Source organism: Rhizobium sp. Nf11,1, assembly GCF_050587665.1.
Taxonomy (GTDB): Bacteria; Pseudomonadota; Alphaproteobacteria; order Rhizobiales; family Rhizobiaceae; genus Rhizobium.
This window is the reverse complement of the sequence record NZ_JBOBHU010000015.1, coordinates 25,898-48,524: the sequence shown is the minus strand read 5'-3', so window position 1 is coordinate 48,524 and position 22,627 is coordinate 25,898. Positions and strand designations below refer to the sequence as shown.

Here is a 22,627-nt window from a genome sequence, read left to right as displayed (position 1 = left end):
TTTCGGTTCTATGGTGATGCCAGAGATCAACTCTCTGGCATTTCCTGTGCAGGTCTGGGACGTCCATGTTGCTGTGCAACAAAAACCTGTTAGTCTGCGTTACGTGCCAGCGTGCGGAAAGAGCTCGACGTCTATCACCCGACGTCATCTTTTCGATAGAGAAAGGCAGCGCCTTCTATGTTCTATCAGCTTTATGAATTGAATCATGCCGCCATGGCGCCGTTTCGCGCCGCGGCTGACATCATGCGGTTTGCCTATGCCAATCCGCTGAACCCGTTCGCCCAGACGCCGTTCGGCCGCACGATGGCGGCAAGCCTCGAAATGTTCGAGCGCACGACGCGCCGCTACGGGAAACCGGAGTTCGGACTGAAGCAGACGGTGATCGGCGATCAGACGGTTTCCGTTCGTGAAGAGATCGTCTGGTCGCGGTCCTTCTGCAACCTCCTTCATTTCTCGCGCAACGTCCCGCCTGGCCGCGCCAGCGATCCGCGCATCCTGATCGTTGCGCCGATGTCCGGCCACTATGCGACGCTGCTGCGCGGTACCGTCGAGGCATTGCTGCCGAGCGCCGATGTCTACATCACCGACTGGATCGACGCCCGCATGGTGCCGATGACGGAAGGCAGCTTCGATTTCGACGATTACGTCGACTACGTCATCGACATGCTGCATTTCCTCGGTCACGACACGCATGTGATCGCCGTCTGTCAGCCGTCGGTGCCGGTGCTGGTCGCAGCCGCGGTGATGGAGGAAGCCCAGGATCCGCTGTCGCCGTCATCGATGACGCTGATGGGCGGCCCGATCGACACGCGCATCAATCCGACGGCGGTCAACAAGCTCGCCCAGGAGCGGTCGCTGCAGTGGTTTTCCGACAATGTCATCATGAACGTGCCCTGGCCGCAGCCGGGCTTCATGCGGCCTGTCTATCCCGGTTTCCTGCAGTTGTCGGGCTTCATGTCGATGAACCTCGACCGGCACCTCGTCGCCCACAAGGAGTTCTTCATGCATCTCGTGAAGAACGACGGCGAACCGGAAAAACATCGCGATTTCTATGACGAATATCTCGCCGTCATGGATCTGACCGCCGAGTTCTACCTGCAGACGGTCGAACAGGTCTTCATGAAGCATTCGCTGCCGAAGGGCGAATTGATGCACCGAGGCAAGCGGGTCGATCCGGCGGCGATCCGCAAGGTCGCGCTCCTGACCGTCGAGGGCGAGAATGACGACATTTCAGGCGTCGGCCAGACCAGGGCGGCGCAGACCATCTGCGTCAACATCCCCGAAGACATGCGCATGCATTATCTCCAGCCCGATGTTGGCCACTACGGCGTTTTCAACGGCTCGCGATTCCGTCGCGAGATCGCGCCGCGCATCGTCAATTTTGTCCGCCAGCATTCCCGCACCGCCGTCAAGCCGCGGGTGCCGCGCGTCATCAAGGGCGGTCGCACCGCCTGATTTAGCGACAGCTGAATTAGGGAAGTGGATTCAAGGCCTTGTTCGATTTCGCAGGCAATCGTCTTGAAGGCGGTTCTTGCGGTAACCACATCGATTTCCAGCGTTCGGCATCTTGCCGGCCGCGGAAAGCGAGGATACCGCACGATGAACCAGTCAGCATTGCTTCGACCGGATTGGACTCCGGCTACCATTGCCCTGATGATTCTCGGCTTCATGGTTTTCTGGCCTCTGGGTCTGGCCATACTAGCCTACATCATTTTCGGCGATCGTCTGCGCGGCTTCAAGCGCGACGTCAATCAGGCGACCGACGGCTTCTTTGCCTCCTGCCGCCGTTCGCATGGCCGCCACCGCCCGCATTTTTCGACCGGCAACGTCGCATTCGACGACTGGCGTAAGGCCGAGCTCGACCGGATCGAGGAAGAGCGCCGCAAGCTCGACGAAATGCGCGAGGAATTCGACGAGTATCTGCGTGAACTCCGCCGCGCTAAGGACCAGGAAGAGTTCGACCGCTTCATGCGTGACCGCAAAAACGCCAAGCGCGACGATAACGGCCCGGTCGCGGAGTTCCAGACGCCGTGAAGGCCGAAGCATGTTTCGCAAAAAGTGTGCAGCGGTTTTGCGGCAAAGACATGCGTAAACGAAGACCTAAAGCGCGACGAGCGAGTCTGAACGATCGGGACACGCTTTAGGCGATGAATGATGACCGGCATCTCACGATGCCGGTTTTTCCATGTCTGCCTGCCCGCAAATCGTTTAGATTTGCCGGCGAATCGTATAGAAAATCACCATGTTTCCGCTTCTGAAGACACGGCCAAAGGCGCGAAAGCCGGCTCCGCCCGAAACGCGGACGCTCGACGTCGCCGGCCGGCTCATGCCGCTGACCATCAAGCAGCACGATCAGGCAACCCGTATCACGCTTCGCATCGAGCCAGGTGGGCGGGCTCTGAGGATGACGGTGCCAAGAGGCCTTGCGGCGCGTGAGGTCAACGCTTTCCTCGATCGGCACCAGGGATGGCTGCTCACCAAGCTCGCCAAGTTTTCGATCGATACCGGCTTAAGCGACGGCGGGAAGATCCTCCTGCGCGGCGTTTCCCATCGCATCGAGCACACAGGCAGTCTGCGCGGCTTGACGGAGGCGGTCGCTGTGGATGGCAGCCCTGTGTTGCGCGTCAGCGGCCTGCCCGAGCATGTCGGACGGCGCATTTCGGCCTTCCTCAAGAAGGAGGCGCGCGCCGATCTCGAGAGGCTGGCGACGATGCATGCGGCAACGATCCGGGCACCGATCCGCTCGATCTCGATGAAAGATACCCGCAGCCGCTGGGGCTCTTGCTCGTCGGAGGGAAATTTGAGTTTCTCCTGGCGTATCGTCATGGCGCCGCCCTCGGTGATCGATTATCTGGCCGCTCACGAAGTCGCCCATCTCAAGGAGATGAACCACGGCCCCCGCTTCTGGGCACTTTGCAAGAAGCTTTGCCCCGGCATGGAGGAAGCGAAATTGTGGCTGAAGCGGCACGGCAGCCAGCTGCACGCCATCGATTTCGATTAGACCCACGCCCCGCTAAATACAGCTTTCCATGCAAATTGGCTCGACTCTTGCAGCATTTCGTGTCACTTCGCTGCCATGAAACCCGATATCAAGATCTGTGGCTTGAAGACGCCCGAAGCGATCGATCGCGCGTTGAAACGCGGCGCGACCCATATTGGTTTTATCTTCTTCGAAAAGAGCCCGCGTTACGTCGAGCCGGATGTGGCGGCAAAGCTTGCCGAACCGGCGCGTGGCAAGGCGAAGATCGTCGCCGTCGTCGTCGATCCCACAAATGACGATCTGGACGAAATCGTGTCGCTGCTGAAGCCTGACATGCTGCAGCTCCATGGCAACGAGAGTCCCGAACATGTGCTGACCATCAAGGCGCTCTATGGTCTGCCTGTGATGAAAGTCTTTTCCGTGCGTACGGCCGACGATCTCAAGCGCGTCGAAGCCTATATCGGCATCGCCGACCGTTTCCTCTTCGATGCGAAAGCGCCGAAGGGTTCGGAACTGCCTGGCGGCAATGGGATTTCCTTCGACTGGAGCCTTCTCGGCTGGCTCGACGGCAGCATCGACTACATGCTGTCCGGCGGGCTGAACAAGGACAATGTCGCGGATGCGCTTGTGAAGACAAAGGCACGTGGTATCGACGTTTCCTCGGGTGTCGAAACCGAGCCCGGCGTCAAGAGCGTCGCGTTGATCGATGAATTTTTCGATGTGGTCGAAGAGGCGGATAAGTCCGTCGTGGCCTCAGGGAGTTGAGAGTGAACGAAACGCCTAAACCGAATTCCTTCCGTTCCGGGCCCGATGAAGATGGCCGCTTCGGCATCTATGGCGGCCGTTTCGTTGCCGAAACGCTGATGCCTTTGATCCTCGATCTGCAGGATGAATGGAACAAGGCGAAGAACGATCCGGCCTTTCAGGCGGAACTGAAGCATCTTGGCGCCCATTATATCGGCCGCCCGAGCCCGCTTTATTTCGCTGAACGGCTGACGGCCGAACTCGGCGGCGCGAAGATCTATTTCAAGCGCGAGGAGCTGAACCACACCGGTTCGCACAAGATCAACAACTGCATCGGCCAGATCCTGCTCGCCAAGCGCATGGGCAAGACGCGGATCATCGCCGAAACCGGCGCCGGCCAGCATGGCGTCGCTTCGGCAACCGTTGCCGCCCGCTTCGGCCTTCCCTGCGTCGTCTATATGGGCGCCACCGACGTCGAGCGCCAGGCGCCGAACGTTTTCCGCATGAAGCTGCTCGGCGCCGAAGTGAAGCCGGTTACGGCAGGCAGCGGCACCCTGAAGGATGCGATGAACGAGGCGCTGCGCGACTGGGTCACCAATGTCGAGGATACCTATTACCTGATCGGCACGGCGGCCGGCCCGCATCCTTATCCGGAGATGGTCCGCGACTTCCAGTCGGTGATCGGCGCCGAAGCGAAAGAGCAGATGCTGGCAGCCGAAGGCCGTCTGCCGGATCTCGTCATTGCTGCCGTCGGCGGCGGCTCGAACGCCATCGGCATCTTCCATCCCTTCCTGGATGATTCCTCCGTGAAGATCGTCGGCGTCGAAGCCGGCGGCAAGGGCCTGCAGGGCGACGAACATTGCGCCTCGATCACCGCCGGAACGCCCGGCGTGCTGCACGGCAACCGCACCTACCTGCTGCAGGATGGCGATGGCCAGATCAAGGAAGGTCATTCGATTTCGGCCGGTCTCGACTATCCCGGCATCGGTCCCGAACATTCCTGGTTGAGCGATATCGGCCGCGTCGACTATGTGCCGATCATGGACCACGAAGCGCTCGAGGCCTTCCAGACCCTGACCCGCCTCGAAGGCATCATCCCGGCGCTCGAGGCCGCGCATGCGATTGCCGAAGTCATCAAGCGCGCGCCGAAGATGGGCAAGGATGAGATCATCCTGATGAATCTCTCCGGCCGCGGCGACAAGGATATCTTCACCGTCGGCAAGATTCTGGGAATGGGACTGTAAGACATGACCGCACGCATGGACAAACGCTTTGCCGCGCTGAAGGCCGAGGGCCGTCCGGCGCTTGTGACCTATTTCATGGGCGGCGATCCTGACTACGACACCTCTCTCGGTATCATGAAGGCACTGCCGGAAGCGGGGTCCGACATTATCGAGCTCGGCATGCCTTTCTCCGATCCGATGGCCGACGGCCCGGCGATCCAGCTGGCCGGTCAGCGGGCGCTGAAAGGCGGCCAGACGCTGAAGAAGACGCTGCAGCTGGCGGCCGACTTCCGCAAGACCAACGATGCGACGCCGATCGTCATGATGGGCTATTACAATCCGATCTACATCTACGGCGTCGAGACGTTCCTGGATGATGCGCTTGCCGCCGGTATCGACGGCCTGATCGTCGTCGACCTGCCGCCCGAGATGGATGACGAACTCTGCATTCCGGCGATCCGCAAGGGCATCAACTTCATCCGCCTGGCGACGCCGACCACGGACGAGAAGCGCCTGCCCGCGGTGCTGAAAAACACCTCCGGCTTCGTCTATTACGTCTCGATGAACGGCATCACCGGCTCGGCGCTGCCCGATCCGTCGCTGGTTTCTGGCGCCGTCCAGCGCATCAAGCAGCATACGGAGCTGCCCGTCTGCGTCGGCTTCGGCGTCAAGACGGCGGAACATGCCAAGGTCATCGGCGGCTCTGCCGACGGCGTTGTCGTGGGCACCGCGATTGTCAATCAGGTCGCAACCAGTTTGACGAAAGACGGAAAGGCGACGGCCGACACCGTTCAGGCGGTCGCAACGCTGGTGCGCGGCCTTTCCTCGGGAACACGTTCGGCGCGCCTTGTTGCTGCCGAATAGTTTTCCCACATTGGCACCAATCAGTTAGGAGATTTCGAGTTGAACTGGATCACCAACTACGTTCGCCCGCGGATCAATTCCATGCTGGGCCGCCGCGAAGTTCCCGAGAACCTGTGGATCAAGTGCCCGGAAACGGGCGAAATGGTCTTCCACAAGGATCTGGAATCCAACAAATGGGTCATTCCCGCATCCGGTTATCACATGAAGATGCCGGCCAAGGCGCGCCTTGCCGACCTTTTCGACAATGGCGAATATGAATCGCTGCCGCAGCCGAAGGTCGCCCAGGATCCGTTGAAGTTCCGCGATTCCAAAAAATATATCGATCGGCTCCGCGACAGCCGGGTGAAGACCGAACAGGAGGATACCATCCTTGCCGGCCTCGGAAAGGTGCACGGTCTGAAACTCGTTGCCGTTGTGCATGAATTCAACTTCATTGGCGGTTCGCTCGGCATTGCCGCCGGCGAGGCGATCGTCAAGGCTTTCGAACGCGCGACGTCCGAGAAGTGCCCGCTGGTGATGTTTCCCGCCTCCGGCGGCGCGCGCATGCAGGAAGGCATTCTGTCGCTGATGCAGCTGCCGCGCACAACCGTTGCCGTCGACCTGCTGAAGGAATCCGGCCAGCCCTATATCGTTGTGCTGACCAACCCGACCACAGGCGGTGTGACGGCCTCCTACGCCATGCTCGGCGATATTCATCTGGCAGAGCCCGGCGCCGAAATAGGCTTTGCCGGTAAGCGCGTGATCGAGCAGACGCTGCGCGAGAAGCTGCCTGAGGGTTTCCAGACCTCCGAATATCTATTGGAACATGGTATGGTCGATATGGTCGTCAAACGTCACGATATTCCGGAGACACTGGCGCGTCTGCTGAAGATCCTGACGAAGAAGCCCGTTTCGGCGGCCAACGACATGAATGGCGGCGCGATCGCTCTGGCGGCGAGCGCCTGATAACCGACACACAGGCGGGGGTGCCGAATTGATACCAAGAGGCCAAACCGCGGTGAGTGAGGCAGCGCAAGAGATAGAAAAACTCATGGGATTGCATCCCAAGGGGTTCGATCTGTCTCTCGATCGCATCACCCGTCTTCTTGATCAACTCGGCAACCCGCACCGGAAACTGCCACCTGTGATCCATGTCGCCGGCACCAACGGCAAGGGCTCGGTCACCGCCTTCTGCCGCGCCTTGCTCGAGGCCGGCGGCTACAGCGCCCATGTCCATACCTCGCCCCATCTCGTCAATTGGCACGAGCGCTATCGCATCGGTGTCAAGGGCGGGCGCGGGCAGCTCGTCGATGACGCCGTCTTCGCCGATGCTGTGCGACGCGTGGCGGATGCCAATGCCGGGCAGCATATCACCGTCTTCGAAATCCTGACGGCGGTCACCTTCATTCTGTTTTCCGAACATCCGGCCGATGCCGCGATCATCGAAGTCGGTCTCGGCGGCCGTTTCGACGCGACCAATGTTATTTCCGATCCGGCCGTCTCGGTGATTATGCCAATCTCGCTGGATCACCAGCCCTATCTCGGCGACAGGGTTGAGCTGATCGCGGCCGAAAAAGCCGGCATCATGAAGCCGGGACTGCCTGTCGTCATCGGCCACCAGGAATATGATGCGGCACTCGACGTGCTGATGTCGACGGCGGAGCGGCTGCATTGCCCGAGCGCCGTCTTCGGTCAGGATTTCATGGCGCATGAGGAATATGGGCGGCTCGTCTATCAGGACGAGTTCGGCCTTGCCGACCTGCCGCTGCCGCGCCTTCCCGGCCGCCATCAGTATGCCAACGCCGCCGCGGCCATCCGCGCCGTCAAGGCCGCGGGTTTCATTGTCACCGAGACGATGATGGAAAAGGCGATGAATTTCGTGGAGTGGCCGGGCCGGCTGCAGCGCCTCAGCGAAGGCCGGCTGATGCAATATGCGCCGGCCGGTGCCGAGATCTGGGTCGATGGCGGGCATAATCCCGGCGCCGGCGAAGTGATCGCCGAAGCCATGGCCAATTTCGAGGAGCGCCAGCCGCGGCCGCTTTTCCTGATCATCGGCATGATCAACACCAAGGACCCGATCGGTTATTTCAAGGCTTTCACAGGCCTGGTCGAGAAGGTGTTCTGCGTGCCGATCCGCGGCAGCGACGCGATGATCGACCCTGTGATATTGTCGAACGCCGCCTATGATGCCGGTTTGATCGCCGAACCGATGTCGACGGTCGGCGAGGCGCTGGAAGCGATAAAATCGGCCCTCGACCCAGCGGCACTGCCGCCCCGCATCCTCATCGGCGGCTCTCTCTATCTCGTCGGGGATGTGCTTGCCGACCACGGCACGCCCCCGAAATAAGCAGACGAAAAAAGCCCGGCCGAAGCCGGGCTTTTCCATGCGATATATGAAGACGATATCGATTAGGCGGCGTTCGAAATCCAGTTCGAAAGCGCTGTCTTCGGCTTGGCGCCGACGGAGATATCAGCGACTTCGCCGCCCTTGAAGATCGCGAGCGTCGGAATGGAGCGCACGCCGAACTGGGCGGCGAGTTCCGGGTTTTCATCGATATTGAGCTTGGCGACCTTGACCTTGCCTTCCATCTCGACGGAGATTTCCTCGAGGCTCGGAGCAATCATCTTGCACGGACCGCACCATTCAGCCCAGAAATCGACGACGACGGGTTCTGCGGATTCCAGAACTTCCGACTGGAAGTTATTGATATCGACTTTCACGGTAGCCATAGGCTGCTCCTTTGACCGAAGAAGATGTTGAACCACATGTGATGGTGCGGCGCCAAATTTTCAATGTCCGGTATTTCACTTTGTCTTGAGTCCTGCAAGCGCCAAACCGAGTGCCTCTTCGCTCAAAGTGTAGAGCGACGCATTCTCGGTGTAGACGAGCATGCAGTCGATGCGTTTGCCGGGATAGAGCGGCGCCAGGATCTCACGATAAATCGCGAGCTGAGCCTTATGTGCGAAAGGGATCGCCTCTTCGGTCGAAGGTGGCACCCGATTGGTCTTGTAGTCAAGAATCACGACGCGATCGGCAAGCACGGCGAGCCGATCGATACGGCCGGAGACCGCATAGCGCCTGTCTGCGAGCGTCAATGTTCCCATGATCGAAACTTCCGGCTGGGCCTCTACTCCGAGAACCGGCTGCAGACCTTCTTCGTCCATTAGTCTCAGAACCGAATCGACGAGCCGGCGGCGTTCCGCTTCAGGCCAGAACCGCGCCGCCCGCTCGGCATAGCGGCTTGCGGCATCCGGCCGTTTGACCGGGGGAATGTCGGGAAGCGCCTGCAGCATGCGATGGATCAACCTGCCCTTTTCCAGGGAACGATCGCTGCGCTCCTTCTCGCCGAACAGCGGCGAAGCGACAAACAAGCTGCCCTCGTCTTCGTCGACGATCGTCCCGGCGCCGGATGGGCTGAGGGGGCGGGGCAGCTCAGCCTGCGGCGGCAGTGGCCGCAATAGGCCTTCCGGCAACGCCTCCTGGCTGTCGCGCGCCTCATGGCGGTCGATACGCTCGAAGCGCCGCTCCACCCGCGGCACCCGCCATCGGATGCCCGGCCATTCCCCGTCTGGGCCGGAGAAGGTGGCCGCCTCCACGTGCGGATGGCCTTCGCTGAGCGCGGCTGAGATCATCATGTGCCAGGTATCGTTGTTGACACGAACGCCACGATAGCCGCAAACAACAAGCCGGTCGGCAGCCCGTGTCATGGCGACGTAAAGCAGCCGGCGATACTCCTCTTCCGCCAGCATCTGGATCCGTGCTGCATCGTTTTGCGTCAGCGAATTGGCGAGGTCGGAGACGGGAACCCAGGCCGGCAGCGGCGGCTCGTCGGCGTCCGTTTCGATCAGGCGAAGCTTCGGCAGATGTGTATGCGTGAACGGCTTGGAGCCGCCGTCGACGAGGAAGACGATTGGTGCTTCAAGACCCTTGGAGGCATGCACGGTCATGATCCTGACCTCGTTGCGCCCCTTGTCCTGCTCACGCTTAACCTCCGGCGCTTCGAGCTCTAGCGTTGAGATGAAGGATTGCAGCCCGGGAAGGCCGGAACTCTCGTGGTCGAGCGTAAAGGTCAGGAACTCGTCGAGAATATCGCTGACCTCGGTGCCGAGACGGGCAAGGAATTGCCGCCGACCGCCATCGCTGCCCAGCACGCGCGCATAGAAATCATGGACCGACAGATGCCGCGACTGCTGCAGAAACAGCTCCAGCCTTTCGACGGCAGCACGGAATCGTTCAGTACCATCGGCCGCAAACCTCTTGAGATGGCTCCAGACGCTCTCGTTGTCGCCCCGAAGGCCGGCGATTGCAAAGATATCGTCCTCCGAAAAATCGAAAAGCGGGCTCTTCAGCACGGCAGCGAGCGAAAGGTCGTCTTCCGGCAGAAGCAGGAACCGGCCGAGCGCCAGCAGATCCTGCACCGCGATATGGCTGGTCAGCGTCAGTCGGTCGGCGCCGGCGACGGGAATGTCGCCACGGCGCTTCAAGGCGCGGGTCAAGGCATTGACGAAGGCGTCGCGCTTGCGCACCAGAACGAGGATATCGCCGGCTTCGATCAGCCGCTCCGTGCCTTTGTCGACGATCGTTTCACGGCCGACGAGCGTGCCGATCGCATGGGCGATCCGCCGCGCGAGGATTGCGGCCGGCGCGCTTTCCGGCGTCGCATCGAAGGGCGCCGTCCAATCCTCTTCCTTCACCACCACCTCAGGCGCGACCATCTCCCAGAGGTCGACGGCGCCGGGATGTCCGATGCGGCTGGATCGATGTACGACCGGTTCGCCGACAGCGCTGAGACCCCGCGCATTGTCCGCCGTCCGGAAGATCTGGTCGACGGCTTCGAGCACGTCGGCGGTCGAGCGGAAGGAGAGCGGCAGCCGCACGGAGGAAAAGCTCTGCCCGCTGTCGGCGACCCGCCGCCGTGTCCGGTCGCTCTCTTCGGAAAAACGCTCGGGTCGCGCTCCTTGGAAGGAGTAGATCGACTGTTTCTCGTCGCCGACGGCAAAGAGCGTGCGCACGACCGGCCGGGCGCTCTCGCCGGAAAAGAAATCCTCGGCGAGCGACTGGATGACGCTCCATTGGATCGGGCTGGTATCCTGGGCCTCGTCGACGAGGATATGATCGATACCCCGGTCCAGCTTGTAATGGACCCAGGGACCGACGCCACTCTTCGTCAGCAGGTCGGCGGTGCGTGTGATCAGGTCTTCGAAATCGAGTTGGCTGCGCTGCTTCTTCAGTTCCTCGTAATCGTGGTTCAGCCGACCGGCGAGCACCAGCGCCGCCCTCGTGGCGCCGAACATCCGCATCAGCTTCAACCGGTCACGGCTTGCGGCGACATGCGCGCGGGCGGCGGCTATGGCGCTCGTCAATTCCGGCGCTTCCGCAAGCATGGCTTTGACCAGGAACTGCGAGTCCGTTTTCGGCTCGCCTTTTGCCGTCAAAAAGATCTTCTCCAGCATCTCGGCGCGCTTGGCATCATCGCGCTCCCGGCCGGCGAGCCTGAGGCCATAAGCAACCTCCTGCGCCTTGGCGCCGCCCTTCTGGTCGGCAAGCGCCAAATAAAGCTCCAGCATGCCGCCTGAAAGCTCCGGCAACGGCCAATATTGCGCCGCGATCCGGCTTTCAGTATCGCCCACGGCAAGGCCGAGCCTGTCGCGCAGAGCCGTCTCCACGCCGCCCTGTCGCTCGGCAGCCGCCGTGAAGCGGCGAATGGCATTGCGGTTGGCGATGATGTCGGCGAGCAGGTTCTCCAGCCCGGATTCATCGCCGAGATTGAGCACATAGGCGAAAGCCTCGGCAAGAGCGCTGCCTTCCTCCGGCGCCGTTGCCGTCAGCAGCGCCCGGCGTACATCGGAAAGCAGTGCCGCCGCCGCGCGATCGTCGAGGACCGAGAAATGCCCGGCAACATTGGCCTCCAGTGGGAATTGGTGCAGCAGCGCTTCGCAAAAGGCATGGATCGTCTGGATCTTCAATCCGCCCGGTGTTTCCAGTGCCTTCGCAAACAGCCGGCGCGCCTCGGCAAGCTTTAAGGCATCCGGCGCCGTACCCTCGATCTGCGTGATGCGCCGGCTGAGATTTTCGTCGTCAAGCACCACCCAGTCTGCCAGCCGTTCGAAGACGCGGTTCGACATTTCGGAGGCCGCGGCCTTGGTATAAGTCAGGCAGAGAATGGCGGAAGGCCGTGCGCCGGCGAGAAGGAGACGAATGACACGCTGGGTCAGGACATGCGTCTTGCCGGAACCGGCATTGGCCGAGACCCAGGCCGAGCGCTCGGGATCGGAGGCGATTGCCTGTTGAATCGTGGTCCAGCCGATCCAGGCGCCGGGATCGTCGTCAATCGGAAGTGCAGTCTGGTCACTCATCGCCGCCGCCTTCCTCGGTCTCGGCCGTCGACCATTCGGAGACGCGGGCGAGATGATCATAGTCGCCGCCGAAATCAAACTGCTGCGCCGGAATGAGCCGCGAGGTAAAGCCTTTTTCGCCGGACTGCAGCAAACTGACGAACTTGATCAGCTGGTCGACCGAGTCCGCGGCAAGGTCCATCGCCGATTTTGCCTTGTCGCTGCGGGCCGAGTTTTCGTTGTTCACCGTATCGACCTGGAACCGGCGTCCCGGACGCAGACGGACATAGAGCAGATCCTGCGGGATGAGACTGCCGGCATCGCGGAAGGCGCCGGCGCTCAACGCGGCCGCTTCGAGCGCGAGCTGCGGATCGAGAAGCGCGCGTGCCTGTGCCGGTGAGGGGTTGTAGCCGGTCTTGTAGTCGATGATATCGGCCGCCCCCGGTCCCGTAACATCGATCCGGTCGGCAACGCCGTTCAGCCGGACATCGATCGCCTCCAGCTCCACGCCGCCGCGCACTTCCGTCAGTGTCCTGCGGATGGCGGGACGTCGTCCGGCCTCCCATTCGAGGAAGGCGCCGGCCACGTCGCGAAAGCGCGGCCGCCACACGGCATCGATATGTGGCGGCAGCTTCTCCATGTCGAAAAGCTCGGTGAGAATCTGCTCCATCGCCGCTGCCGCCTCCGGCGTGCCGGCGACATGGGCTTCGCGGATGAACCGGTCGATGATCTTGTGGTAGAGCGTTCCGCGTTCGGCCGCTCCCGGATCCCGGTTGAACGCGTCGACCGGATCGAGCCGCAGGATGCGGCGGGCATAGATCGCATAGGGATCGCGGCGCAGCCGGCCGACCTCGCTGAAGGAATAGGACTTCGGCTGCAGCGCCAGAGGCGGTTTCGGCGAGGGTCGCTGCGCCGGTGCCTGAACCTCTCCCCGATCGATGAGGCCGGCCCATTGCAGATAGCGGTTACCGCGCCCTCTCAATGCCGCTTCGAATGTCTCTCCGCCGAGCGCCAGCAGCCGCTGCAGCCAGCGCGAGGCGACGGTCGGCGTCGAACCTTGGCGCAGCGCTCTCGAATAGATCAGGTGGCGAGTGCCGTTCGCCATCTCGAAATCATGCGCCAGCTGGCCGATGCGCCGCTCCGGCGGTTCGAGCCCGATCTCCGTCTTCATCATGCGCGGAATGAAGGGATTGTTTGCGCTCTGCCCTGGCCAGGAGCCTTCGTTCAAGCCGCCGAGGATCAGCGTGTCGACGCTCTGTAGGCGGGCTTCGAGCGTGCCGAAGATGAAGAGGCGGGGATGGCTGAGTGCCCGGGGTTTCACCGCATGGCCGGCGGCAAGTGCGGCCATGATGTCGATCCATTGCGGCCCGTCGGCCTCCATCTGGCCATCCGTGTCGATCACTTCGCTGAGAAGCGAGGCAAGGGCGTCTCCTGCCTCGTGCGACCAGAGATCGGCAAGATTGCCGTGCGGATCTGCCGCGACCGCTTCGAGCGAACGGCCGGTCCGCTCCGCCCATTCGGACAGCGTGAAACGCGCCGTCTTGCCGCGTTCTTCCGGCCGGTGCCGGACCAGCGCGGAAGCCAGAGGCTCGGTTGCGCGGGCAACCCGGCGGGCAAGCTCGGATGCGGCATTGGCCGCCTCGGCTGGCAGCGTTTTTCGCCATTGCGGCGTGTGTCGGTCCAGAGCCTGCTCGCCGAGCTGATGGGCCAGGAGCGACTCGAGCGCACTGATATCCACCTCCGCCACGCCGCCGCGCAGTGCCAGCAGCTCAAGCGCCTCGGTCGCAGAAATCAGGGCCCCACGTTCGAGGCCGAAGCGGGCCAGCGGATGTTTGAGCAGCGAGACGATCGCCACCGGATCGCCCGGGCGCAGCGCCGCGTCCAGCAGTAATTGCAGCAGGGTGCCCTGCGGCGTGGCCGAAAGCGGCGTGCCGGCCGAATCGTCGGCGAGGATGCCGAAGCGGGAAAGTTCGGCCATCACCCGACGGGCGAGATTGCGGTCGGGCGTAATCAGCGCTGCCCGGCTTTCGCCGTCCTGGCCCGGCCTTTCCAGTGCAAGCCTGAGCGCGATGGCAATTGCGGTTGCTTCCTCGCGTTCATTGGCGGCTTCGATCAGCGAAACATCGGCGAAGGCCGAAGTCAGCGCTCCCTCGGGCAACGCGCTCTTCCAGGCCCCCCAGTCGCTGGTCGCCTCTGCCGGCGAGAGCGCGCGCGATAGGATTTCGGCGCGCCGATCGAGATCGGTCTCCGGCCTCTCAAGCAGGCTGATGTCGGCTCGTGTCAGCCTCAGCCTCTTCAGCAGCGAGGACAGGCCATATTGCGGATGGCTCCGGCTGGCCGGATTGGCATGCTGGCCCGGTGCCGGTTCCGGCGCGACCATTTGCCAATGCCTATCGGGCATGGAGAGATCGAGGCCGGGAAGGACGATCACGCCTTCGGGCAGATTGGCAACGGCGGCGATGAGATCGGCCGTGGCAGGGACCGAACCCGTCGAACCGGCGATGATAATCGGCCCGGCCGGCTTCGCCGCAGAAATCCTGGCTGCCTCGGCCCGCAGAATGGCGTTCCTGTGCCGCGCCGGCGAGGACCTGTCGAGCTCGGAAAGCCGCTCCGGCCAGAAGGCGCTGGCGATCTGCAGGAACTCCGCCGTCAGCTGCCACCAGGCGGCGTAGTCACCGGTGTCGAGTTTCGACAGTTCCCAGTCAAGATCCTCGGTTTCGATGGAATCGATCAGCTCCGCAAGGTTGCGGGCGAGCCAGATAGCATCCGCCGGGCTGGCCGGCGCAACCAACGGCGAGTCCGAATGGATATGACGGACGATCTCCGGCAGTTTGTTTCGCCAGGCAAGGATCAGGCGCGCCAGTTCCAGCAACCGGGCGGTATTCGACAGCGGCTGGGCGAGATCGATGGTCGCCGGCAGCGCCTCTTCGAAATATCCGCTGTCGTCATCGGTTTCACCGAGCGGACGAATGACCGGCAGGATCGCCGAGCGGCCACCGAGCAGGTCAACGAATTCCGAACGGAGCACACGCACGGCGCGCCGAGTCGGCAGGTAGATCGTCACCCTGGCGAGCGACAGCGGATCACCGGGCTCATGCCGAAAGAGCGGCGTCAGGCGTCCGTCGCAAAGCGTCGTTGCCAGCGTTTTCAGGAAGGGGAGGCCCGCCGGGATCGTCAGGATGCGTGGCTGGTGCCGGTCCGCCATGAGCTCACGCGAACGCCCGCAGTCGGCGGATCGTTTCCTCCGCTTCGCCGATTGCCTCTGGCGTTCCCACTGTCAGCCAATGGCCTTCGAGCATAATGCCGAACAGCCGGCGGCGCGCGATCGCCTTGTCGAAATAGATGTTGAGGTTGAAGGCATCCTTCGGCGCATCGTCAAATAGCGCCGGATTCATGGCGATCGCCCCGGCGTAGACGACCGGATTTGACGGATCGTCGCGATACCGTGTCAGCCGGCCATCTGCGGCGAGGCTGAAATCGTTCTTGCCGTTGTGACCGGTCGTATCCTCGATCCCAACGCAAAGCAGCGCCATGTCCATCTGCTTTCCATCGAAGAATCCGGCTAAGCGTTGCAGGTTTGTCGGCCGTCCCGGCTGTTCCCCGATCCAGAAGAGATCGGCATTCATGACGAAGATATTGTCTCGGTCCAGCAGCGTCAGGCCCTTCGCCAGCCCTCCACCGGAATTCATCAGACCGTCCCGCTCATCCGATATGACGATGTCGAGGCCGCGATAGTTGCCGAGATGGTCGAACATCTGCTCGGCATGATGATGAACGTTGACGACGGCCCGCTCGACACCGGCCGAAACCAGCGCGTCCAGCGCATAGTCGATCATCGCCTTGCCGCCGATCTTTACCAGCGGCTTCGGAATCGTGTCGGTGATCGGGCGCATGCGGGTCCCGAGACCCGCGGCCAGTACCATGGCTTGTCTGATGGTCATCTTGATCCGGAACTTATGATTCGCTCTGGCCTATTCCAGCCCTTGCGCACCAATCGCGCAAGGGGGCAAGCGCCTCATGCTCGAGCGCGACGTTGAGATAGGTGAGCGTGCGCGGCATATGTTTGAGGTAACCGGGCTTGCCGTCCCGCTGCAGCAGCCGCACCCAGAGACCGGCGAGCTTGCAGTTGCGCTGCGCCGACATGATCGCCCACGCTTTCAGGAATCCGGCTTCGTCGAAGCCGCCCTGCGCGTGGCGAAGCGCCAGATAATCGTCCATCAGCTGCCGGAAAAGCGGCGGTTCGATCGTCACGCGCGCATCCTGGACGATCGAGGCAAGATCATAGGCTGTGGGCCCGATCATGGCGTCCTGAAAATCGATGAGACCGATTTTTTTGATGCCCGGCTCCTGCGGCCGCCAAATGATGTTCGGCGAGTGGAAATCGCGCAGCAGCAGGTTCTTTTCGGCCGTGGCAAGTTCATCGATCAGGGCGTCCCAGGTCGCCAGATATTCCTTGCGCTCTGCCTCCGAGGGGGCGGTGCCGCGCTTCCAGGCAATGTGCCAGTCGAGCAGAAGCTGCACTTCCATTTTCATCGCCGTGCGATCGAAGTCCGGTATGTGATGCCTATGGGTGGCGGAAACCGGTATATCCTGCGGAAATTGCATGGAATGAAGATGGGCAAGACAGGCGACGCTTTGCCGGTAACGCTCGACGATCGGCCGCCCCTCGTCATCGAGCACGCCTTCGGTGCCGAGATCCTCGATCAAGAGGATGCCCTTGTCATAATCGACCTTATAAATCTCCGGCGCCGCAAATCCCCGTTCGCGCAGCGCATCGGCAATCGCAACGAAGGGATAGGCGTTCTGTGCCAGATGTGCGACCTTGGGATAGGGCTTGCCGTCGTGGACCGGCGGTCCCTCGGGATGCGGCTGCCAGTCCATCAGGATGAGACGGCCCTTGATGCTCTCACAATAGATCGCCTCGTAGGCACGCAGCGATGCATCGCCAGTCAGGAAGCGACGTTTGGCATCGGAACAGCCTGCGTCTTCGAGGAAATTGCGGATCGCCAGGACGCGCCGGATGCGCAAAGCCTGTGCGCCGGCGGCGCTGATCGTCGCCCGGCGGCCGTTGCCTTCATGGGTCAGCGTCAACGTGATGCATTCCTCAGGCAACTCGCTCGCTGCCATCTCCGGCCATTCGACGAGGCATATGCCGTTCTGCAGGGCCTCGTCGAATCCGAGCTCCGTCAATTCACCGGGATCGCCGAGCCGGTAGAGATCGAAGTGCGAAACCGGGATACGCAGGTCGTAGGATTGCACCAGTGTGAAGGTCGGGCTCGGGACTTCGAGCCCATCGTCATCGGCAATGGCACGCAGGATCGCACGGGCAAGCGAGGATTTGCCGGCGCCGAGATCGCCCGACAGGGCAAGACAATCGCCGGCCTTCAAGGCCAATGCCAGGTCTTCGCCGAGGCGAACCGTGGCCGCTTCGTCCTTCAGGAACAGCGAGATCGTATCGTCAGTCGTCATTCGGCGGCGGCGGAATGCGGTATGTTGACCGAGGGGATTCGGCAGACGACCGTCGTGCCCTTGCCCGGCTCGCTGTCGATCGTCACGTCGCCATGATGCAGGCTGACGAAGCTGTCGACGATCGACAAGCCGAGGCCGGCGCCGCCGCGTTTGCCGCTTTTAGCCCCGGTCGCGAACCGGTCGAAGACCGTCGCGATCATGTCGGGCGAAATACCGGGGCCGCGATCGCGGACGGAGAACACGAAATCCGTGCCTTCGCGATGGCATTCCAGCGAGATCGAGGTACCCTCCGGCGAGAAATTCGCCGCATTGGCAAGAAGCTTCAGAAGGATCTGCTTCAGCCGCTGCGGATCGGCGATGATCGAGCCGAGATACGCAGGCGCGGTGATTTCGAGCGCGACGCCGCTTTCGTGCAGCCGGTCGGCGATCTGCATCGAGACGTCGTCCAGCAGGTCGTTGAGATCGATCTCGGCATAGTTCAGACGCATGATGCCGGCATCGACCGTCGCAAGATCGAGAATGTCGTTGACGAGGGTCAGCAGAACCGAGGACGAAGTCGAGATGTGGTCGATATATTCGGCCTGCCGTTCATTCAGCGGCCCAACGCCCTGCGTGCGCAGCAGATCGGTAAAGCCGATGATATTGGTCAGCGGTGAGCGAAGTTCATAGGAAACATGCTGGACGAAGTCGTTTTTCAATTCGTCGGCTTTGCGCAGCGCCTCGTTCTTCTCGGTCAATGCCCGCTCGGCCCGCACGCTGTCCGTCATGTTGACGAAGGTCAGCATGGTCTGCGCGTTCGGCAGCGGGATGACGGCGTAATCGAGCACGAGGCCGGAGAAGAGTTCCAGCGTCCCCTGGCTCGAGCGACGTTCGTCATCGAAGCTGGTGATCAGTTCCGCAAAGGTCTTCCAGCCGTCCGGCCGGTCATAGGACGGTGCGCACGCCTCGCCCAGCGCGCGGATATGGGTTCCGGGCTTGGCTTCGGTTTCGGTAATTCCCCAGAGCGCCCGGAAGGCCGGATTCGACAGGCGGATACGTCCATCGGGCCCGAATACCGCGACACCTTCGGAAAGGTGATCGATCGTTTCACCCTGTACCTTGACCAGCGTGTTGTAGCGGGTTTCGAGATCGACCTGTTCGGTCAGATTTTCGAAAACCCAGGTGGCGCCGCCCTGGGGATGGGCGGTCGCAAAGACGCGCAGCGTCTGGCCGTTCGGCAGGTGCCAGAGATCCGATTGCGTATCGAGCGTGCGATAGACCGAAAGGGCCGCTTCCTTCCAGCTTTTCCAGTTGAGCTGGTCCGGCAGTTTCTTGGCCGCCCGCAGCCGCTCGAGCAGCTCGCTATTGTCGGGCCGGCTTTCAAGGAAGGCGATATCCAGTTCCCAGAGGGCGACGAAGGCCTGGTTGTAGAACTGCAGCCTCCGCTCGCCGTCGAAGATGGCGACGGGTGTCGCGAGATGATCGAGCGTTTCGGCGTGGCTCTTCAGGGTCCGCTCCAGCTCGGCGCGGACCGCTTCGATGTCGGATACGTCGACAGCAATGCCGGCCGAGCCGCCGGGAACCTTGACGTCGACGACGTCGAAGAAGGTCCGGTTGCCGCGCACGACCGTCGAGATCGTGTCATGGAAAGGTGATTCCGGCGTCGCCGTCGCGCGAATGCGTTCGCGTGCCACGGTCGTCAGCATCTCGCGGCCTTCGTTGATCGCCTGCTGCGGCGAGCGCGCCTCGACCGCATCGCCATAAGCCTGATTGACCCAGGTCAGGCGGCCCGCCGGGTCGCGCTGCCAGGCCGGCATGTCGATCGCGTCGAGCATGGTCTGGAAGGCCGAGATCGAGGTCATCAACCGGTCGCGCTCGATCCTGAGTTCGGCAAGCTCGGCGCGCAGATTGTTGAGTGCCACGAAGCGGACGAAGGCGCGTCCGCCGGAAACCCGGCCCTGCGCCTCGAGGATTTCATCGCGGATGGTCTCGACCACCATGTCGAAACTCTGCGCTCCGTCGCGCAGCCGGTCGATTGCCTTTTCCAGCTCCGAGGCGGAGTGTGACTTCAGCCAGAGGCCGAAGGCCAGGAATTCGCCATCCTGCGGTGCGCCAGTCTCGGGCGGAAGCTGCCCAAGCAGTTCCGGGCGCGCATTGCCGTCCCAGATGACGATGCGCCGGTTCTTGTCGGCGATCAGCGCCTGATATTGCGAAATGCGTTGCTGGGCATCCGAGAGCGCCGAGCGGATGTCCCGGCTCTCGTTTTCCAGATTGCCGCGCTGGCGCACGAGCCAGAGAGTGGAAAGCAGGGCCGCCGATATGACGCCGATGACGACGGAAACGCCAACGACCTGCGAGGAGGTGAAAAGGTGAGCCGAGGCCGCCGCCTGCTGCTCGCTTTGTGCGAGAACCGGCCGCGCCAGCGCGGCAAGCGCCGTGCCGGCCGCGCAAGTTTTCAAGAAGCGCGCCAATGATCCATGCTTTTGCTTTGCGGCCTCGTGTGCCGTTGCAGATTTATATCCCTGGCCTGCCATGAACGGACGGCGATGCTTACAAGCATCATCATCCGCCTGACCGGGCAGGCTGTTTTTCACTTCCGACATCCGCGGTATGTCTCCGTCCTTCAATGTGCCGCATTACGACAAGACATCCCATTTTCGGAGCGGTCGGACGGAGTCCGGCGTCCCGAATCAAGTCTTAAAACAATACTTCGGAAGGGAATCGGCGGGAAGGGAGCGGCCAAAAAATAAGCCGCGGCATTTGTCAATGCCGCGGCTTCTACATCTTGTGGATATCGACGACCCTATCAATATCTGTAGTGGTCGGACTTGAACGGGCCCTGCGGCTTCACGCCGATATAGGCAGCCTGCTCTTCGCTGAGTTGGGTCAGCTTCACGCCGAGCTTGTCGAGATGAAGGCGTGCTACCTTTTCGTCGAGATGCTTCGGCAGGATGTAGACCTTGTTCTCGTACTGGCCGGGCTTGGTGAAGAGTTCAATCTGCGCCAGCGTCTGGTTGGTGAAGGAAGCCGACATCACGAAGGACGGATGGCCGGTCGCATTGCCGAGGTTGAGCAGACGCCCTTCGGAGAGAAGGATGATGCGGTTGCCCTTGGGGAACTCGATCAGGTCGACCTGCGGCTTGACGTTGGTCCACTTGAGGTTACGCAGCGCGGCGACTTCGATTTCGTTGTCGAAATGGCCGATATTGCCGACGATCGCCATATCTTTCATCTGTCGCATGTGATCGATGCGGATGACGTCCTTGTTGCCCGTCGTGGTGATGAAGATGTCGGCAGAGGAAACGACGTCTTCCAGAAGTACGACTTCGTAACCGTCCATGGCGGCCTGCAGGGCGCAGATCGGATCGGCTTCGGTCACCTTTACACGGGCGCCGGCGCCGGAGAGTGAGGCAGCGGAACCCTTGCCGACGTCGCCGTAACCGCAGACGACGGCGACCTTGCCGGCCATCATCACGTCGGTGCCGCGGCGGATGCCGTCAACCAGCGATTCCTTGCAGCCGTACTTGTTGTCGAACTTCGACTTGGTGACGGAGTCGTTGACGTTGATCGCCGGGAAGGGCAGCAGGCCCTTCTGGCTGAGCTGGTAAAGGCGGTTGACGCCGGTCGTCGTTTCCTCGGTGACGCCCTTGATCGCGTCACGCTGCTTGGTGAACCAGCCCGGAGAAGCGGCGAGGCGCTTCTTGATCTGGGCGAAGAGGATTTCTTCTTCTTCCGAATGCGGGTTCGAGAGCACGTCCTCACCGGCTTCGGCGCGGGCGCCGAGCAGGATGTACATGGTGGCGTCGCCACCGTCATCGAGGATCATGTTGGAAAGGCCACCATCGGCCCACTGGAAGATCTTGTCGGTATAGACCCAATAGTCCTCGAGCGACTCGCCCTTGATAGCGAAGACCGGAACGCCGGCGGCGGCGATCGCGGCTGCAGCATGGTCCTGGGTCGAGAAGATGTTGCAGGAAGCCCAGCGGACTTCGGCGCCGAGCGCAACCAGGGTTTCGATCAACACGGCTGTCTGGATGGTCATGTGCAGCGAACCGGTGATGCGCGCGCCCTTCAGCGGCTTTGCCTCGCCGAACTCGGCGCGGCAGGACATCAGCCCCGGCATTTCGGTTTCGGCGATCGTAATTTCCTTGCGGCCGAAATCCGCAAGCCCGATATCGGCGACGACATAATCTTTTTCAGTGCTCATAGAGGTCTCCAGGCTGAAAAACGTCTCAAAAATTGGCGCAGGCGCAAGCAAGCGCACGGCATATCCGCCGTTTAGCAGGCTTCGCCTGGGATAGCAATAAGGATATAAAGAAGTCTTTATATGTTTATATGAGCTCGGCCGAACTCACATTTCTTCGCCGAACTTGTTCTGGATCAGCTGATCCAGCGCCTCCAGGGCTTCCTGAGCCTGGCTGCCGCTTGCCGAGACGACGACGCTGGAGCCGGGGCTTGCCGCGAGCATCATGAGACCCATGATCGAGGTGCCGCCGACCGTCATTCCGTCCTTGGAAACGGTGATGGCTGCATCGAAATTCTCGACCATCTGCACGAATTTAGCGGAAGCGCGAGCGTGAAGGCCGCGCTTGTTGATGATAAGGAGTTCCCGGGAAAGCGATGTCATGAAGCGCCGTTATTTTCCGCTGAGCACGCGGCTCGCGACATTGATATATTTCCGCCCGGCTTCGGAAGCCTCCACCAGCGCCTTCTCCATATTGTTCTCGCCGCGTACGCCGGCGAGCTTGATCAGCATCGGCAGGTTCATGCCGGCAATGACTTCGGTATGGCCGCTGCTCATGACCGAGATGGCGAGATTGGAAGGCGTGCCGCCGAACATGTCGGTCAGGATAACGACGCCATGACCGTCATCAGCGCCGGAAACGGCTTGCAGAATGTCCTGCCGTCTCTGGTCCATATCGTCTTCGGGGCCAATACAGACCGTCTCGATAAATTTCTGAGGACCGACGACGTGCTCGACAGCATGACGAAACTCTTCAGCCAGCTTGCCATGAGTGACAAGCACAAGTCCGATCATGATATTACTGCTCCC

At 61.8% G+C, this 22,627-nt stretch carries 17 protein-coding genes; 8 read left to right on the top strand and 9 right to left on the bottom strand.

Annotated elements, in window-relative coordinates; translation table 11 throughout:
* Nucleotides 1-177 precede the first annotated feature (177 nt).
* The 8 genes from ACQ7C1_RS21395 to ACQ7C1_RS21360 all read left to right on the top strand — a co-directional run bounded on the left by ACQ7C1_RS21395 (nt 178) and on the right by ACQ7C1_RS21360 (nt 8,137).
* Nucleotides 178-1,455 carry a polyhydroxyalkanoate depolymerase gene (locus ACQ7C1_RS21395; protein WP_285193296.1) on the top strand — a complete coding sequence of 426 codons (1,278 nt, stop codon included), beginning with the start codon at nt 178-180 and terminating at the stop codon, nt 1,453-1,455.
* A gap of 144 nt (nt 1,456-1,599) precedes the next feature.
* Nucleotides 1,600-2,034, top strand: coding sequence for a DUF2852 domain-containing protein (locus ACQ7C1_RS21390; RefSeq protein WP_430959698.1), 435 nt, complete (start codon nt 1,600-1,602; stop codon nt 2,032-2,034).
* Nucleotides 2,035-2,242: 208 nt separating this feature from the next.
* Nucleotides 2,243-3,001 (top strand): M48 family metallopeptidase, encoded by a 759-nt coding sequence (locus ACQ7C1_RS21385; RefSeq protein ID WP_085776434.1) that lies wholly within the window; start codon nt 2,243-2,245, stop codon nt 2,999-3,001.
* Nucleotides 3,002-3,076: 75 nt separating this feature from the next.
* Nucleotides 3,077-3,745, top strand: a complete 669-nt coding sequence (locus ACQ7C1_RS21380) for a phosphoribosylanthranilate isomerase (protein ID WP_221114430.1) — start codon at nt 3,077-3,079, stop codon at nt 3,743-3,745.
* Nucleotides 3,746-3,747: 2 nt separating this feature from the next.
* Nucleotides 3,748-4,968 carry a tryptophan synthase subunit beta gene (gene trpB, locus ACQ7C1_RS21375; protein WP_097601320.1) on the top strand — a complete coding sequence of 407 codons (1,221 nt, stop codon included), beginning with the start codon at nt 3,748-3,750 and terminating at the stop codon, nt 4,966-4,968.
* A 3-nt stretch (nt 4,969-4,971) separates the two neighbouring features.
* Nucleotides 4,972-5,811: a tryptophan synthase subunit alpha gene (gene trpA, locus ACQ7C1_RS21370; protein WP_085776437.1), complete on the top strand. Its 840-nt coding sequence runs from the start codon at nt 4,972-4,974 to the stop codon at nt 5,809-5,811.
* A 39-nt stretch (nt 5,812-5,850) separates the two neighbouring features.
* On the top strand, nt 5,851-6,756 hold the full coding sequence (gene accD / locus ACQ7C1_RS21365; RefSeq protein ID WP_183705815.1) for an acetyl-CoA carboxylase, carboxyltransferase subunit beta: 906 nt from the start codon (nt 5,851-5,853) through the stop codon (nt 6,754-6,756).
* A gap of 85 nt (nt 6,757-6,841) precedes the next feature.
* The gene (locus ACQ7C1_RS21360; RefSeq protein WP_430959697.1) at nt 6,842-8,137 is read left to right on the top strand and encodes a bifunctional folylpolyglutamate synthase/dihydrofolate synthase; all 1,296 of its coding nucleotides are present in this window, start codon (nt 6,842-6,844) and stop codon (nt 8,135-8,137) included.
* A 62-nt stretch (nt 8,138-8,199) separates the two neighbouring features.
* On the opposite strand, the gene trxA is transcribed toward ACQ7C1_RS21360, so the two are convergent.
* The 9 genes from trxA to ACQ7C1_RS21315 form a co-directional block, all read right to left on the bottom strand.
* Complete coding sequence (gene trxA, locus ACQ7C1_RS21355) at nt 8,200-8,520, bottom strand: thioredoxin (RefSeq protein ID WP_004672616.1); 321 nt, start codon at nt 8,518-8,520, stop codon at nt 8,200-8,202.
* Between the two features lie 75 nt (nt 8,521-8,595).
* Nucleotides 8,596-12,147, bottom strand: coding sequence for a double-strand break repair helicase AddA (gene addA / locus ACQ7C1_RS21350; protein WP_430959696.1), 3,552 nt, complete (start codon nt 12,145-12,147; stop codon nt 8,596-8,598).
* Entirely contained in the window at nt 12,140-15,331 is a 3,192-nt protein-coding gene (gene addB, locus ACQ7C1_RS21345) for a double-strand break repair protein AddB (RefSeq protein ID WP_430959695.1), read from the bottom strand. The genes addA and addB overlap by 8 nt, the downstream gene beginning before the upstream one ends.
* 4 nt (nt 15,332-15,335) lie before the next feature.
* Nucleotides 15,336-16,067 carry a nucleotidyltransferase family protein gene (locus tag ACQ7C1_RS21340; protein ID WP_430959694.1) on the bottom strand — a complete coding sequence of 244 codons (732 nt, stop codon included), beginning with the start codon at nt 16,065-16,067 and terminating at the stop codon, nt 15,336-15,338.
* 13 nt (nt 16,068-16,080) lie between these two features.
* A complete protein-coding gene (gene tsaE / locus ACQ7C1_RS21335) occupies nt 16,081-17,595 on the bottom strand; it encodes a tRNA (adenosine(37)-N6)-threonylcarbamoyltransferase complex ATPase subunit type 1 TsaE (protein WP_430959693.1) in 1,515 nt (504 codons plus the stop codon).
* Nucleotides 17,592-20,177 (bottom strand): PAS domain-containing sensor histidine kinase, encoded by a 2,586-nt coding sequence (locus ACQ7C1_RS21330; protein WP_097601327.1) that lies wholly within the window; start codon nt 20,175-20,177, stop codon nt 17,592-17,594. The genes tsaE and ACQ7C1_RS21330 overlap by 4 nt, the downstream gene beginning before the upstream one ends.
* Nucleotides 20,178-20,380: 203 nt before the next feature.
* Nucleotides 20,381-21,781, bottom strand: coding sequence for an adenosylhomocysteinase (gene ahcY, locus ACQ7C1_RS21325; protein WP_011423435.1), 1,401 nt, complete (start codon nt 21,779-21,781; stop codon nt 20,381-20,383).
* 144 nt (nt 21,782-21,925) lie between these two features.
* Entirely contained in the window at nt 21,926-22,201 is a 276-nt protein-coding gene (locus tag ACQ7C1_RS21320; RefSeq protein ID WP_011423436.1) for an HPr family phosphocarrier protein, read from the bottom strand.
* Between the two features lie 9 nt (nt 22,202-22,210).
* On the bottom strand, nt 22,211-22,612 hold the full coding sequence (locus ACQ7C1_RS21315) for a PTS sugar transporter subunit IIA (protein WP_011423437.1): 402 nt from the start codon (nt 22,610-22,612) through the stop codon (nt 22,211-22,213).
* Nucleotides 22,613-22,627: the final 15 nt, after the last annotated feature.

Coding starts and splice junctions, on each gene's coding strand:
- addB (WP_430959695.1), bottom strand. CDS start 15,331: ATGGCGGACCGGCACCAGCCACGCATCCTGACGATCCCGGCGGGCCTC.
- ACQ7C1_RS21320 (WP_011423436.1), bottom strand. CDS start 22,201: ATGACATCGCTTTCCCGGGAACTCCTTATCATCAACAAGCGCGGCCTT.
- trxA (WP_004672616.1), bottom strand. CDS start 8,520: ATGGCTACCGTGAAAGTCGATATCAATAACTTCCAGTCGGAAGTTCTG.
- ACQ7C1_RS21385 (WP_085776434.1), top strand. CDS start 2,243: ATGTTTCCGCTTCTGAAGACACGGCCAAAGGCGCGAAAGCCGGCTCCG.
- tsaE (WP_430959693.1), bottom strand. CDS start 17,595: ATGACGACTGACGATACGATCTCGCTGTTCCTGAAGGACGAAGCGGCC.
- addA (WP_430959696.1), bottom strand. CDS start 12,147: ATGAGTGACCAGACTGCACTTCCGATTGACGACGATCCCGGCGCCTGG.
- ACQ7C1_RS21390 (WP_430959698.1), top strand. CDS start 1,600: ATGAACCAGTCAGCATTGCTTCGACCGGATTGGACTCCGGCTACCATT.
- ACQ7C1_RS21330 (WP_097601327.1), bottom strand. CDS start 20,177: ATGTCGGAAGTGAAAAACAGCCTGCCCGGTCAGGCGGATGATGATGCT.
- trpA (WP_085776437.1), top strand. CDS start 4,972: ATGACCGCACGCATGGACAAACGCTTTGCCGCGCTGAAGGCCGAGGGC.
- ACQ7C1_RS21315 (WP_011423437.1), bottom strand. CDS start 22,612: ATGATCGGACTTGTGCTTGTCACTCATGGCAAGCTGGCTGAAGAGTTT.
- ahcY (WP_011423435.1), bottom strand. CDS start 21,781: ATGAGCACTGAAAAAGATTATGTCGTCGCCGATATCGGGCTTGCGGAT.
- ACQ7C1_RS21380 (WP_221114430.1), top strand. CDS start 3,077: ATGAAACCCGATATCAAGATCTGTGGCTTGAAGACGCCCGAAGCGATC.
- ACQ7C1_RS21395 (WP_285193296.1), top strand. CDS start 178: ATGTTCTATCAGCTTTATGAATTGAATCATGCCGCCATGGCGCCGTTT.
- ACQ7C1_RS21340 (WP_430959694.1), bottom strand. CDS start 16,067: ATGACCATCAGACAAGCCATGGTACTGGCCGCGGGTCTCGGGACCCGC.
- ACQ7C1_RS21360 (WP_430959697.1), top strand. CDS start 6,842: ATGGGATTGCATCCCAAGGGGTTCGATCTGTCTCTCGATCGCATCACC.